Source organism: Arthrobacter sp. ov118 (assembly GCF_900116495.1).
GTDB lineage: Bacteria > Actinomycetota > Actinomycetes > Actinomycetales > Micrococcaceae > Arthrobacter.
Genome location: NZ_FPAY01000003.1, coordinates 1 through 14,442, shown reverse-complemented (window position 1 = coordinate 14,442; position 14,442 = coordinate 1). Strand labels below are relative to the sequence as shown.

At 66.0% G+C, this 14,442-nt stretch carries 7 protein-coding genes and 1 rRNA gene; 6 read left to right on the top strand and 2 right to left on the bottom strand.

All coding sequences use genetic code 11. The annotated features are described in order from the left end of the window. Positions 1–95 precede the first annotated feature (95 nt). Positions 96–899, bottom strand: a complete 804-nt coding sequence (locus BM372_RS07575) for a carbon-nitrogen hydrolase family protein (RefSeq protein ID WP_090954514.1) — start codon at positions 897–899, stop codon at positions 96–98. A gap of 114 nt (positions 900–1,013) precedes the next feature. Between BM372_RS07575 and glgX the strand changes: the two genes are divergently transcribed. After that, on the top strand, positions 1,014–3,185 hold the full coding sequence (gene glgX / locus BM372_RS07570; RefSeq protein WP_090953815.1) for a glycogen debranching protein GlgX: 2,172 nt from the start codon (positions 1,014–1,016) through the stop codon (positions 3,183–3,185). A 7-nt stretch (positions 3,186–3,192) separates the two neighbouring features. After that, a complete protein-coding gene (locus BM372_RS07565) occupies positions 3,193–3,549 on the top strand; it encodes a barstar family protein (protein WP_090953813.1) in 357 nt (118 codons plus the stop codon). A 23-nt stretch (positions 3,550–3,572) separates the two neighbouring features. Here the strand turns inward: BM372_RS07565 and glgP are convergent, their stop codons facing one another. Next, positions 3,573–6,191: an alpha-glucan family phosphorylase gene (gene glgP / locus BM372_RS07560; RefSeq protein ID WP_218160855.1), complete on the bottom strand. Its 2,619-nt coding sequence runs from the start codon at positions 6,189–6,191 to the stop codon at positions 3,573–3,575. Positions 6,192–6,342: 151 nt separating this feature from the next. Here glgP and BM372_RS07555 point away from each other — a divergent pair, with 151 nt between their 5' ends. From BM372_RS07555 to BM372_RS07540, 4 genes are all read left to right on the top strand, one after another. Then, complete coding sequence (locus BM372_RS07555; protein ID WP_305728172.1) at positions 6,343–8,415, top strand: alpha-1,4-glucan--maltose-1-phosphate maltosyltransferase; 2,073 nt, start codon at positions 6,343–6,345, stop codon at positions 8,413–8,415. Between the two features lie 5 nt (positions 8,416–8,420). Next, a complete protein-coding gene (treS, locus tag BM372_RS07550; RefSeq protein WP_090954512.1) occupies positions 8,421–10,217 on the top strand; it encodes a maltose alpha-D-glucosyltransferase in 1,797 nt (598 codons plus the stop codon). A 1-nt stretch (position 10,218) separates the two neighbouring features. Next, complete coding sequence (locus BM372_RS07545) at positions 10,219–13,905, top strand: 1,4-alpha-glucan branching enzyme (protein WP_090953807.1); 3,687 nt, start codon at positions 10,219–10,221, stop codon at positions 13,903–13,905. A 450-nt stretch (positions 13,906–14,355) separates the two neighbouring features. Then, positions 14,356–14,442, top strand: a 16S ribosomal RNA gene (locus BM372_RS07540); the annotation flags it as partial.

Here is a 14,442-nt window from a genome sequence, read left to right as displayed (position 1 = left end):
CGATCTGACCCCGCGTTGCTTGTGCCGGTGACCGCGGGTGGTGCCCAGAACTGAGGTGACCACAGCCGGAAGCCTTGGTCTAAAGCACAGGTGACTTAGAACTTATGCCGGTTGGCCAGGACTGGGAGCTTGGTGCGCGCTTCCTTGACTGTGGTGGTGTCCAGATCGGCGAACAGCAGACCGGGGGCGCCGTCGAGCTCTTCCAGAACGTCGCCCATCGGGGAGACGACGACGGAGTGCCCGACGCCGGTCGGTGCCGCGCCCCTGGTTTCGGTGCCTTGGCCGGCGGGGTCGGCTTGGCCGCAGGCGAGGACTACGGTGGTGGAGTCCAGGGCGCGGGCGCGGGCCAGGAGCTTCCATTGGTCGGCCTTGCCGGGGCCCGAGCCCCAGGAGGCGCAGACAATGTTTACATCCGCGCCGCGATCCGCGTTTTCCGTGAAGAGGTCCGGGAAACGGATGTCGTAGCACGTGGCGAGGCCGAACGTCACGCCGTCGAGCTCGAAGGTGACGGGGTCCGTGCCGGCGTCAACCGTGTCCGACTCCGCGAAGCCAAAAGCGTCGAAGAGGTGGATCTTGTCGTAGCTGGCCTCGATGCCGCGGCCGGAGACCAGCAGCGTGTTGCGCACCTTGGTGCCGTCCCCGGCGGTGCCCGGAGTGAACATCCCGGCGACGATCACGATGTCGAGTTCCGCCGCGAGGGCGCGCACGCGTGATGCCCACGGGCCCTCCAGCGGCTCGGCAATATCCACGAGCGAATTACCGAAGGCCCGCATGGTGGCTTCCGGAAACACCACCAGGTCCGCACCTCCCGACACTGCCTGCCGGGCATAGGCGTCCACGAGGGCCAGATTCGCGGCCAGATCGCGGCCGGTGATGATTTGGGCTAGCGCTATGCGCACAATTTCCTCCATCTCGGCGCTTCATTCCAGTTTGCGGTGTGGGTTCCGTACACTGCAAAACGTCATGAATACAAAAACAGGGGCCCTTTGTCCAGCCCCGCTAACCTTTAAGCAATGGTTATGCCTTTTATAGACACAGCTTCCACCGTAGACGCTTCACGCGCGTTTCCCCTCGGAATCAGCGTTCCACATACCGGGTCGCCGGCAGTGGATGACCCCCGGGGTGCGTTCGCCAACGTGGCCGTCTACGCGCCCGGCGTGACCACTCTTGAAATTGCCTACCAGGCGCCCGGGGGAGCCTGGCAGGTTAAGACCCTGCCCAACATTACCGACGGCGTCCACCACGGCATTGTGGAGGGCATTCCCGCCGGTTCGCGCTACGGCTTCCGTGCCTCTCCGGAGCATGAGGCCCTCCCGTTGTCCATGCCTGGCACGGATTTTGACGCCGTCGGCGAGCAGCCGCTGCTGATGGACCCCTACGGCCGGGCCGTCGACGAACGCGTTGGGCTGATCACCAACGTCCGCGTCGGCAACGACTTTGACTGGGGTCCGGACCGCAGTCCCCGTGTGCCGTGGCGCAACACGATCGTGTACGAGGCCCACGTCCGGGGCCAGACCCGGCTGCACCCGGATATTCCTGAGGAGCTGCAGGGGACCTACGCCGGCATGGCCCACCCGGCCATGATCGAGTACCTCATTTCACTGGGCATCACGGCCATCCAGCTCCTGCCCGTCCATTTCCACGTGGACGAGCCGCACCTGCAGCAGCTCGGGCTGACGAACTACTGGGGCTACAACACGGCCGCATTTTTCGCCCCCCACCCCGGATATGCCACCGGCGCCGCCCAGGCCGCCGGGGCGCAAGCCGTCCTGGACGAGTTCAAGGGCATGGTCAAGCAGCTGCACGCCGCCGGGCTGGAAGTCATCCTGGACGTCGTCTACAACCACACGGCGGAGGGCGGCCCGGACGGTCCCGCCCTCAGCTTCCGCGGACTGGGCGAGATGCAGTATTACCGCAACGACGGCCACGGAAGGTATGTGGACACCACCGGCTGCGGGAACAGCCTGAACTTCGGCGAACCCCGCGTGGTGCAGCTGGTGCTGGACTCCCTGCGCTACTGGGTCACCGAATTCCATATTGACGGGTTCCGCTTCGATCTTGCCGTCACGCTGTGCCGCAACGGCGCCAACGACTTCGATCCCGGGCACCCCTTCCTCGTCGCGGTGGGTGCCGATCCCGTCCTGTCCGGCGTCAAGCTGATCTCCGAACCGTGGGACGTGGGCTACGGCGGCTGGCAGACGGGCCGGTTTCCGGCCGGATGGGTGGACTGGAACGATCACTTCCGCGACGCCGTCCGCAGCTTCTGGCTTGCCGACCGGGCCGCGATCGACGCCGGCGGGATGGGCGGCCCGGCGGCCCGCCTCGCGGACGCCCTCTCGGGTTCTGCCACGCTGTTTGAGCCCTCGGGCCGGTCGCGGCTTGCCTCGCTGAACTTCATCACTGCCCACGACGGCTTCACACTGGCCGATCTGACAAGCTACGACCGCAAACACAATGAGGCCAACGGAGAGCAGAACCGCGACGGCCACGGCGACAACCGCAGCTACAACCACGGTTTCGAGGGCCCCACCGAAGACGGGGACATCCTTGCCCGGCGCGCCCAAAGCCGGCAGAACCTGATGGCCTGCCTGATGATCTCCCAGGGCGTCCCCATGATTACGGCGGGGGACGAGATCGGCCGGACCCAGCAGGGCAACAACAATGCCTACTGCCAGGACAACCCGATCACCTGGATTGACTGGACCAGCACCCCGGAATCCCATGCCATGCTGCGCACCACCAAGCGCGTCATCCGGCTGCGCAAGGAGTTCCTGGCCGGCCAGCCGCATGACTACCCCGTGCGCGACAAGCAGTCCTACTTCCACTGGTTCGGTCCGGACGGAAACCCCATGACGGCCGAGGCGTGGAACGACCCCCGCCACCGGGTGATCCAAGTCCTGCTCGGGTCCGAGGACGGCCACGTGGACGGTCTGGTGGTGGTCAACGGCGGCGCCGACGACGTCAAGGTCACCCTGCCTCGGTTCAACAACGGAGACGGCCCCGGGCACCGGCTGTACGAGCTTCGCCTGACCACGTCCGAACTCCATGAACGTCGTCAGGGAACCGTGGTCGGCTCCGGGGAACGGGACGTGGTGCAGGCCAACTCGATCAACATCTACCGCACCGAGAGATCCGCGGTCCCCCCGTTACCGGCACCCCCCGTCATCCGCGACCCGCGAAATTAAGGACCCCATGAAGATTTACTCAGCAGACACCTGGACCATCGAAGAGCTCACCGCGCAGATCGACGACGCCGGCCGCCGCGCCCTGGTGATCCCCGCCGCCGGGACCAGGCAGGCAGTCCTGGACGCCTTCAATGAGCTCCTGGACTTCCCCGAGGACTACGGCGTGGACCTGGACGCCCTGCACGATTCGCTCCACGACGTTGCGGATGCGGTAACGGACGACGGCGAGGCCCCTGTCACGTTCATCTGGCAGGTCCCGGCCGGTCTCCGGGCTGACCGCTCCTTCGGCGTCATCTGTGAGACCCTGCAGGACGCCGAGAGCTACGCCGGCACGGGCCTGGCCGTCATCGCGGTCTGCCTTTAGGGGCTCGCGCTACGCGTTGACGATCAGGCGTTGACGATCAGGCCAAGTTCAGCCTTGGACGCCAGCGCCTCATGCTTGGGGAGCACGCGCACGGTGTACCCGAAGGATCCGGAACGGTCGATCACCAGGGTGCCGCTGAAGAGGTGCCGGCCCTTGCCGAGGTCCTCGGCGGCTTTCAGTTCGGCCACCGTGATGTCCGCCAGCTCGTCGGTCTCCTCTGCCCGGCCGTAGGCCACCTCGACGTAGACATCCTCCGGCGAGAGCTCACGCAGGGCCACGTACGCATTGACCTGAAGCAGGTCGCCGATCTGCGGGTCCTCGGAGACCCCGACAGAATCGACGTGTTCCACCTGGAGGTAAGGCCATGCGGTGCGGACGCGTGCGGTCCACGCCGCCAGTGCCTTGGCCTGGGCGTAGTCGTCCGCCCCGGCATGGCGTCCGGCGATCGCGGCAGGCCGGTACAGCACGTTGACGTAGTCCTTGAGCATCCGTTCCGCGGAGACCGCCGGCCCAAGGTGGGACATCGTGTGTTTGATCATCGAGACCCAATGCGTGGGAACCGCCTGCGGGCCGGACTTCGACGGCCCGGCGGCGCCGGCCCTGTCGGAAACGGTCAGCCCGTAGAACCGCGGCGCCACCTGGGTTTCGAGCAATTCGTAGAGTGCCGCCGCCTCGATGTCGTCACGTTCTGCCGGTGAGGCGTCGTTGTTGGCGGTCGGGATCGCCCAGCCGTTCTCGCCGTCGTACATCTCGTCCCACCAGCCGTCCAGGACCGAGAGATTCAGCGAACCGTTCAGGGCCGCCTTCATTCCGGACGTTCCGCAGGCCTCGAGCGGGCGCAGCGGGTTGTTCAGCCACACGTCGCAGCCGGGGAAAAGGGTCCGGGCCATGGCGATGTCGTAGTTGGGCAGGAACGCGATCCGGTGCCGCACGGCGGGGTCGTCTGTAAACCGGACCAGGTCCTGGATCATCTTCTTGCCCGCGTCGTCGGCGGGGTGCGATTTCCCGGCGATCACCAGCTGGATGGGGTGGGTCTTGTGCAGCAGCAGGGCCTTAAGCCGTTCGGGGTCCCGCAGCATCAACGTCAGGCGCTTGTAGGTCGGCACGCGACGGGCGAAGCCGATGGTCAGGATGTCCGGGTCCAGCACCGAATCCGTCCAGGCCAGCTCGGCGTCGGCCGCGCCACGTTTCTTCCAGGCGGCCCGGAGCCGGCGCCGGACGTCCTCCACCAGCGACACCCGCATCTCGCGGCGCAGCGCCCAGAGGTCTTCGTCGGTGACGTTGTAGGCCAGGTCCCACCGGCCCTGCGCCTGCGCCTCCGCGCCGAACTCGTCCCGGGCAAGGGCGGCGATGCGGGGGTCCACCCAGGTGGGGACATGCACGCCGTTGGTCACTGAAGTGATGGGGACCTCAGAGTGATCGAAGCCCGGCCAGAGGGCGGAGAACATGCCGCGGGAAACGACGCCGTGCAGTTTGGCCACACCGTTGGCCCGCTGGGCAAGCCGCAGGCCCATGACGGCCATGTTGAACACGAAGGGGTTGCCGTCGGCGAAGTCCTCACGGCCCAGGTCCAGGATCTTGGCCACCGGGACGTCCGGCGCCAGGCCGGCTTCGAAGAAGTGCTGGATCTGGGAGATCTCGAAGCGGTCGATCCCCGCCGGAACCGGCGTGTGGGTGGTGAAGACGGTGGACGCCCGCCCCGCGGCCAGCGCTTCGTCCCAGCTCAGGGGCTTCGCGCCGGACATCAATTCCTGGATCCGCTCAACACCCAGGAACCCGGCGTGGCCCTCGTTGGTGTGGAAGACCTCCGGGGCGGGGAGGCCCGTGAGCCGCTGGAACTCACGCAGGGCCTTGAGCCCGCCCATGCCCAGCAGGAGCTCCTGCTGCAGCCGGTGGTCACCGCCGCCGCCGTACAGCCGGTCGGTGATGCCGCGGGCGGCTTCATCGTTGCCCGGAACGTTGGAGTCCAGCAGCAGCAGCGGAACGCGTCCGACGTCGGCCCGCCACACATGCGCCAGAAGGCGCCGGCCGTTGGGGAGGGGGAGGGAGATCTGGATGGGCTTGCCGTTGCCATCGGGGGAAGCTTCGCGCAGGAGCGTCAGGGGCAGGCCGTCCGGGTCGAGGACCGGGTACGTTTCCTGCTGCCAGGCGTCGCGGGAGAGCGACTGCTTGAAGTACCCGGCCTGGTAGAGGAGACCGACGCCGATCAGCGGCACGCCAAGGTCCGACGCCGCCTTGAGGTGATCGCCGGCCAGGATGCCAAGGCCGCCGGAGTACTGGGGCAGGACCTCGGTGATGCCGAACTCGGGCGAGAAGTACGCAATGCAGGACGGGGCGTCCTCGCCCAGGCCCTGGTACCAGCGCGGCTGTTCCAAATAGCGGTCGAGGTCGTCGGCGGCGGCATGGACACGCCGCACCACGTCCTGGTCCGCGGCCAGGCGCTGGAGTTCTTCCCGGCTGACCAGACCAAGGAACGTCACCGGATCGTCGCCGCTCTCCGCCCAGATCACGGGATTGAGGCCCTCAAAAAGCTCCCGGGTGGGCCGGTGCCAGGACCACCGGAGGTTGGTGGCGAGACGCGCCAGCGGCCGGATGGACTCCGGAAGAACGGTTCGGACGGTAAATCTGCGGATTGCCTTCACGAGCGAAACACTAACCGACATGTCGTTGCCCGGGAACCGCTTTAGGATTCTTTCCTGTAAATGACGGATACGGGGAGGACCAGAACCGAAATCCTCTGGAAATCATGAGTGGTCTTAGCATTCTGGCCGTTTTGTAGATAACGTCGAGCCTGTGACGAATAACTCGCGAACCAGTGCCGTGTCCAAGCAAAAGTCCAAGGCCCTGATCACGGATGGCCTCCGGTTTGGCCGTTTTCCGATCACCGGCGTGCAGCCATCGGTGGAGGGCGGAAAGTTTCCCGCCAAGGCTGTCGCAGGCGAAACGATTGTGGTGAGGGCCACCGCGTTCCGGGAGGGACATGACCAGCTCGGCGTCAGCGCCGTCCTGCTCGATCCCCGCGGCAAAGAGCGGCAGCGGGTGCGCCTCGCCCCGCCGCGCGGTCCGCGCGGCATGGGCACAGACCGCTGGGAGGGCCTTCTGACCCTGCCCGCCGTCGGCAACTGGTCCTTCGTCATCGAGGCCTGGCACGACCGCTACGGCACCTGGCACCACAACGCGGAGGTCAAGGTGGAGGCCGGCATCGACGTCGAACTCATGCTGGCCGAAGGCGCGGCCTTGCTGTCCGAAGCGTCCGAGGACGCCTCCCGCCCGTCCGCGGACCGCAGGACGCTCCGGATGGCGGTCGTGGGCCTCTCCGACACCTCCCTGACACCCGAGGCGCGCCTGGCCGCCGGGTTCAGCGCCGAGGTGGCAGCCGTCGTCGAACGCCAGCCCATCCGCGAACTCGAGACCGTCTCGGAGCCGTACCCCCTGCTCGTGGAGCGTCCGCTCGCGGGCCGCGGCTCCTGGTACGAGTTTTTTCCGCGCTCCGAAGGTGCCGTGCGCAATCCCGAAACCGGGGAGTGGACCTCCGGCAACTTCGGAACTGCCGCAAAGCGCCTTGACGCCGTCGCCGACATGGGCTTTGACATCATTTACATGCCGCCGATTCACCCGATCGGTGTCCAGCACCGCAAGGGGCCGAACAACACGCTGATCGCCGGCCCGCACGATCCCGGCTCGCCGTGGGCCATCGGGTCCAAGGAAGGCGGTCACGACGCCATCCACCCGGACCTGGGAACGTTCGAGGACTTCGACGCTTTCGTGGCGCGGGCGGGGGAGCTGGGGCTCGAAGTCGCCCTGGACCTGGCGCTACAGGCCGCACCGGACCACCCCTGGGTGGAAAGCCACCCGGAATGGTTCACCACCCGGGTGGACGGCAGCATCGCCTACGCCGAGAATCCGCCGAAGAAATACCAGGACATTTACCCGCTGAATTTCGACAACGACCCCGCCGGGCTGTCCAAGGAAATTCTGCGAATCGTGCTGCTGTGGGTCAGCCACGGTGTCAAAGTCTTCCGGGTGGACAATCCGCACACCAAACCCTTGTGGTTCTGGGAATGGCTGATCGGCAAGGTCAATAAGAAACACCCCGACGTCGTATTCCTTGCCGAGGCTTTCACACGCCCGGCCATGATGCACGCCCTCGGCCGGGCCGGCTTCCAGCAGTCCTACACGTACTTCACGTGGCGGAACACCAAGGAGGAACTCCAGGAGTACTTCCAGGAGGTCAGCCACGAGTCGCCGGCCTACTTCCGGCCGAACTTCTTCGTCAACACCCCGGACATCCTCACGGAGTACCTGCAGTTCGGCGGCCCGGCAGCGTTCAAGATCCGTGCCGCGCTGGCCGCCACGGCCAGCCCGCTCTGGGGTGTCTACGCCGGCTTTGAACTCTTTGAACATGTGGCCCGGCCCGGTGCCGAGGAGTACATCGACAACGAGAAGTTTGAGTACAAGTCACGGGACTGGGACGCGGCGGCCCAATCCGGGCGCACCCTGGCCCCGTACCTGACCAGGCTCAACGAGATCCGCCGCGCGCACCCGGCCCTGGGCGACCTGCAGAACCTGACGCTGCACGAGAGCACCGACAGCTCCACCGTGGTGTTCTCCAAGCACAAGACCCTCCCGGACGGGACCAAGGACACCTTGATCATCGTCGTCAACGTGGACCCGCACGGTGCGCGGGAGAGCACCGTGTCCCTGGATCTGGCGGCGCTTGAACTCGACCCGGACGGCTTCACGCACAACGGCCGCTTCATGGTGGATGACCTGCTGACCGGCGAGAGCTGGGAATGGGGGGAGTACAACTACGTCCGTCTGGACCCGCATGTCGAGCCCGCCCACATTCTCAGCATCCGGAGGTAATGCCAGTGAGTTTCAGCCCGCAGAGCCCCAGCCAGCACTTCAGTCCAAGGGCAAGTTTTGAGCTCAACGCTCCGGGTCTCCAGCACGATCCCCTCTGGTACCGCAAAGCGGTGTTTTACGAGGTTCTGGTCCGGGGCTTTGCCGACGGGAACGGGGACGGCTCGGGCGACTTCCACGGCCTGATCGAGAAACTGGACTATCTGCAGTGGCTCGGCGTGGACTGCCTCTGGCTCCCGCCGTTCTTCCAGTCGCCGTTGCGCGACGGCGGCTACGACATCTCGGACTACAACTCCGTGCTGGATGAGTTTGGCACCATCAGCGACTTCAAGCGGCTGGTGGCGGAGGCCCACGCGCGCGGCGTCCGGGTCATCATCGACCTCCCGCTGAACCACACGTCGGACCAGCACCCGTGGTTCCAGGAATCCCGCAAGGACCCGGACGGGCCGTTCGGCGACTTCTACGTCTGGAGCGACACGGACGAGAAGTACGAAGAGGCCCGCATCATCTTCGTGGACACCGAGGAATCCAACTGGACCTTCGACCCCATCCGCCGGCAGTTCTTCTGGCACCGGTTCTTCAGCCACCAGCCCGATCTGAACTTCGAGAACCCCAAAGTCATTGACGCGCTCTTCGACGTCGTCAGGTTCTGGCTGGACCAGGGTATCGACGGCTTCCGCGCCGACGCCATCCCGTACCTCTTCGAGGAGGAAGGCACCAACTGCGAGAACCTGCCGGCCACCCATGAGTTCTTGCGCAAGCTGCGCCGGATGGTGGATGAAAGCTACCCCGGCCGCGTGATCATCGCCGAGGCCAACCAACCGCCGGCCGAAGTGGTGGAGTACTTCGGCACCGAAGAGGAACCGGAATGCCACATGGCCTTCCACTTCCCGATCATGCCGCGCCTGTACTACGCGCTCCGCGACCAGAAGGCGTTCCCCATCATCGAGACGATGAAGGACACCCCCGACATTCCCGAAGGCGCGCAGTGGGGCACCTTCCTGCGCAACCACGATGAACTGACGCTGGAAATGGTCACCGCCGACGAACGCGCCGCGATGCTCGGCTGGTACGCGCCGGACCCGCGCATGCGCGCCAACATCGGCATACGCCGCCGGCTCGCGCCCCTGCTGGACAATTCGCGCTCCGAGATCGAGCTGATCAACGCCATGCTGCTGTCCCTACCCGGCAGCCCGTTCCTGTACTACGGGGACGAGATCGGCATGGGGGACAACATCTGGCTCGAGGACCGCGACGCCGTCCGCACGCCGATGCAGTGGAACCCGGACCGCAACGCCGGGTTCTCCGCCGCCGATCCCGGAAAGCTCTACCTCCCGGTGATCCAGTCGCTGGTCTACAACTACAGCATGGCGAACGTTGAAGCCGAGGCCGCCCATTCCGGCTCGCTGCTGCGCTGGACCCGCCAAATCCTGAGCGTCCGCAAGAACCACCCGGCGTTCGGGCTGGGCAGCTTCAAGCACGTCGAGGCTGACCACGACGTCGTCCTGGCGTACCTGCGCGAGCTGCCGGAAGGGAACGCGGCGGGCGCGGATCCGGAAACCATCCTCTGCGCGTTCAACCTCTCGCAGCACCCGGTGGCCACTACGCTGCGGGTGCCGAACTTCTCGGGGCGCGGCCTCCGCGACGTCTTCGGAGGCCAGGCGTTCCCCGCCATTAGCGACGACGGCACGCTGACCCTGACGCTGGGCAGCCATGATTTCTTTTGGCTGCGGATCCGCTCCGCGGCGTCCAATCCAACCTCGCCGTTCACGCAGGCGATGCCTATCCTGTCGATCGAAGGCTGACATGAACCGGCCCATCCTTTCCCCAGCCCTGAGTTCACTGCTCGGCGCCTGGCTTCCGAACCAGCGATGGTTCCCGGTCAAGAGCGCGGAGTTCACCTTCGAACCGGCGGGGGGTCTGCGCCTCGCAACCAGCGGTGAGGAAAATGCCCCCGCGACGGCGACGTTTGAGGTGATGCTCATCGCGGTGTCCTACCCCACGCCCGACGGCGGCAGCCGGACCGACATCGTTCAAGTGCCGCTCAGTTTCCGCCCTGAGCCCTTGCCGGGGGCGGAGCGCGGGCTGATCGGCGAACTTCCCGGAACCCGTGCCGATGCTGCACACCGGTGGGTCTACGACGGAGTCCATGACGCCTCGTTCGTCGCCGCCTGGCTGGAGCTCATCCGCCAGGGCGGGAGTACGCCGTCGGGAAACGCCACGGGCCACCGCGTGGAGTCCGGCTATCGGCTGCCGTTTGCCACGGGCACCGTGAAGGTGCTTTCGGGCGAGCAGTCAAACAGTTCTGTGATAGTCGACGACGACGACGGCGGAACAGGCGCCATCGTGAAGTTCTTCCGGGTGCTCTCGGAGGGCGAGAACCCCGAGGTCGAAATCGGTGCGGCGCTGACCGCAGGGCGCACCGCCGAGGTCCCGGCAACCCTTGGCTGGGTGACCGGCGAATGGTTGGCGCCCGCAGCCTCACGTCCCGCCCGCGGCGAGCTCGCCGTCGCACACGAATTCCTCGCCGGCGGACTCGACGCCTGGCGGCTCGCCGTGGACGCGGCCAGCCGTGGGGTCGGGTTCACCGCCGAAGCTCACGCTCTTGGCGCGGCGACGGCCACCGTGCACCGGCGGCTGGCCGAGGCTTTGGGGACCGCCACCGAATCCGCGCCGGGGCAGGACATCGCCCCCGGCGTGGCACAGCGTGTGCGCCAGTCCTGGGCCCAGGCGTCGGACGTCGTCGGCCCGTACGAGGGGCAGCTGAACGAACTCCTCCGCCGGCTTGACGGCACCAGCGCCGGACCGCTCCAGCGCATCCACGGCGACCTCCACCTCGGACAGATCCTGAAGGTCCCCGGTGCCTCCGGGACGGCAGCCCGCTGGGCCATCCTCGACTTCGAGGGTGAGCCGTTGCGCCCCATTTCCGAACGCAACTTCCCGGACGTCCCGCTCCGCGACGTCGTGGGCGTGCTGCGTTCCTTCGACTACGCCGCCGGCGCGGCAGTGCGCGAGAATCCCGGTGTCGTCGTCCCGGAGTCATGGGCGGACGAGTGCGCCGAGGCCTTCCTGGCGGGCTACGCCGAGGTGATCCCCGGCAGCATCGACCGCGACTCGCCGCTCTTTGTGGCGCTGTGGCTCGACAAAGCCCTTTACGAAGTCATCTACGAACTAAGGAACAGGCCGGAGTGGCTCTCCATTCCGGTAAATGCATCGCGTCGACTCCTTGGCAGTACAGGCTCCGGCGTCGCCGCCGAAGCCGCAGCGGAAGGTATAAAAATGACAGGATCAGCACGCATCGACCGGCCCGGCGCACCACTGCCCGTGGACGGTGACACCCTAGCCAGGGTCTCGACGGGCGAACACCATGCGCCCCACTCGGTCCTGGGCGCCCACCTGGATGACCACGGCCACGTTACGATCCGGACCGTCAAGCACCTGGCCGAATCCGTCAGTGTCGTGACGAGCGCGGGCACGGTGCCCATGACGCACGAAGCGGGCGGCGTGTGGGTGGCCGTGATGGAGCCGCTCGAGCGCGGCCACGTGCCGGATTACCGCCTCGAAGTAACCTACGAGGACCACGAGCCGCAGATCATGGACGAGCCCTACCGCTACCTGCCGACGGTTGGCGAGGTGGATCTGCACCTGATCGGTGAGGGCCGGCACGAGCGCCTTTGGGATGTCCTGGGCGCGCATGTCCAGCACTACAAGTCCTCGCTCGGCGACATCGACGGCGTGTCCTTCGCCGTCTGGGCGCCGAACGCCCAGGCGGTGCGCGTCAAGGGCGACTTCAACGGCTGGGACGGCCGTGAGTACTCCATGCGCTCCCTGGGTTCGAGCGGTGTGTGGGAGCTCTTCATCCCGGGCGTTGTAGCAGGGGCATGCTACAAGTTCGAGCTCCGGACCCGGCACGGTTACTGGGTGGAGAAGGCGGACCCGCTGGCCTTCGGGACCGAGATCCCGCCGCTGACGGCATCCCGGGTGGTGGAGCCCTCCTATGTCTTCAAGGACGCCGACTGGATGCAGAACCGCGCCAGTCGTGATCCGCACAACTCGCCGATGAGCGTGTACGAGGTCCACCTCGGCTCGTGGCGGGTGGGGCTGGACTACCGCGAGTTGGCCAAGGAACTGGTGGAGTACGTCAAATGGCTCGGCTTCACCCACGTGGAGTTCATGCCCGTGGCCGAGCACCCGTTCGGGGGCTCATGGGGTTACCAGGTCACTTCCTACTTCGCGCCGACCTCGCGCTTCGGGCACCCGGATGAGTTCCGTCACCTCGTCGACGAACTCCACCAGGCCGGCATTGGCGTCCTGCTGGACTGGGTCCCGGCGCACTTCCCCAAGGACGAGTGGGCACTGGCAAGGTTCGACGGCGAGGCCCTCTACGAGCACGCCGACCCGAACCTTGGCGAGCACCCGGACTGGGGAACGCTGATCTTCGACTTCGGTCGCCGTGAAGTTCGCAACTTCCTTGTGGCCAACGCCCTGTACTGGCTCGACGAATTCCACATCGACGGCCTCCGGGTCGATGCGGTGGCCTCTATGCTCTACCTCGACTACTCACGCGAACATGGGCAGTGGCAGCCAAACCGCTTCGGCGGGCGTGAAAACCTTGAAGCGATCTCCTTCCTGCAGGAAGTGAACGCGACGGTCTACAAGACCCACCCGGGCGCGATCATGATCGCCGAGGAATCCACGGCGTTCCCAGGCGTCACGGCGCCCACCAGCAAGGGCGGTCTGGGCTTCGGGCTCAAGTGGAACATGGGCTGGATGCATGACTCGCTCAAGTACATGGCCGAGGATCCGTACAACCGCAGATGGCACCACGGCACCATCACGTTCTCGATGGTCTACGCCTTTACCGAAAACTTCCTGCTGCCGATCAGCCACGACGAGGTCGTGCACGGCAAGGGATCGATGCTGCGCAAGATGCCGGGGGACCGGTGGCAGCAGCTGGCGAACCTGCGCGCCTTCCTGGGATATCAGTGGGCGCACCCGGGAAAGCAGCTGATCTTCATGGGTACTGAGTTCGGCCAGGAGGCGGAGTGGTCGGAGCAGCACGGGCTCGACTGGTGGCTCGCCGACATCCCGGCGCACCAGGGCGTGCAGCTCCTGGCCAAGGACCTCAACGAGATCTACCGTTCCACGCCCGCCTTCTACGAGCGCGACAACCAGCCCGAGGGGTTCCAGTGGATCAATGGGGGCGACAATGACCGCAACGTCCTCACCTTCATCCGCCGCGACGCGGAAGGCAACCCGGTGGTGTGCGCCATCAACTTCTCCGGCGGCCCTCACAAGGATTATCTCCTGGGAGTGCCGACCGCCGGCAAGTGGCAGGAAGTGCTGAACACCGACGCCGCCCGCTACGGCGGGTCAGGCGTGGGGAACGCTGGCCCGCTCACAGCGGCCGAAGACGGTCTGGATGGACAGCCGGCCTCCCTCACGGTCACGCTGCCTCCGCTCGGCGCCGCCTACTTCAAGCCGCTGGCGTAGGCCTACACCCAGGAGAGCCTGATGAAAGGCCCGGAATCCGCGTGATTCCGGGCTTTTCGGCGCCGACTTTGGGGCGGCTTTGCCAGCTGGCCCCAGTGGTGGTAGAGTTTATTTCCGCGCTGCTCCCCGGAGTTGAACGGCAAGGAAGGCATGGAAGCCTCACGGCGGACTGAGTCTGGACGGCCGATTTGACAAGGGTGAAGCGGCCCGGTAAGTTTGAAAAGTTGCTCCGGAGCGATCCGCGACCGTTTGGTGGTTGTGGTGGTGCCGGGTGTGTCTGTTGTTTGAGAACTCAATAGTGTGCCAAGTTTGTTGATACCAATTTATTATGGATTGGTTGTTTTGCCGGGCCCGTCACCCCGTGTCGGGTCTGGTTTTTCAGCTGGTTTCAAATTTTGTGCAGTGCGTTGTTCCCGTTTTCCCGGGGGTGCGTGCTGTGTCTGTTTTTCTTCAACGGAGAGTTTGATCCTGGCTCAGGATGAACGCTGGCGGCGTGCTTAACACATGCAAGTCGAACGATGATCCGGTGCTTGCACC

Coding starts and splice junctions, on each gene's coding strand:
- glgX (WP_090953815.1), top strand. CDS start 1,014: ATGGTTATGCCTTTTATAGACACAGCTTCCACCGTAGACGCTTCACGC.
- BM372_RS07565 (WP_090953813.1), top strand. CDS start 3,193: ATGAAGATTTACTCAGCAGACACCTGGACCATCGAAGAGCTCACCGCG.
- BM372_RS07545 (WP_090953807.1), top strand. CDS start 10,219: ATGAACCGGCCCATCCTTTCCCCAGCCCTGAGTTCACTGCTCGGCGCC.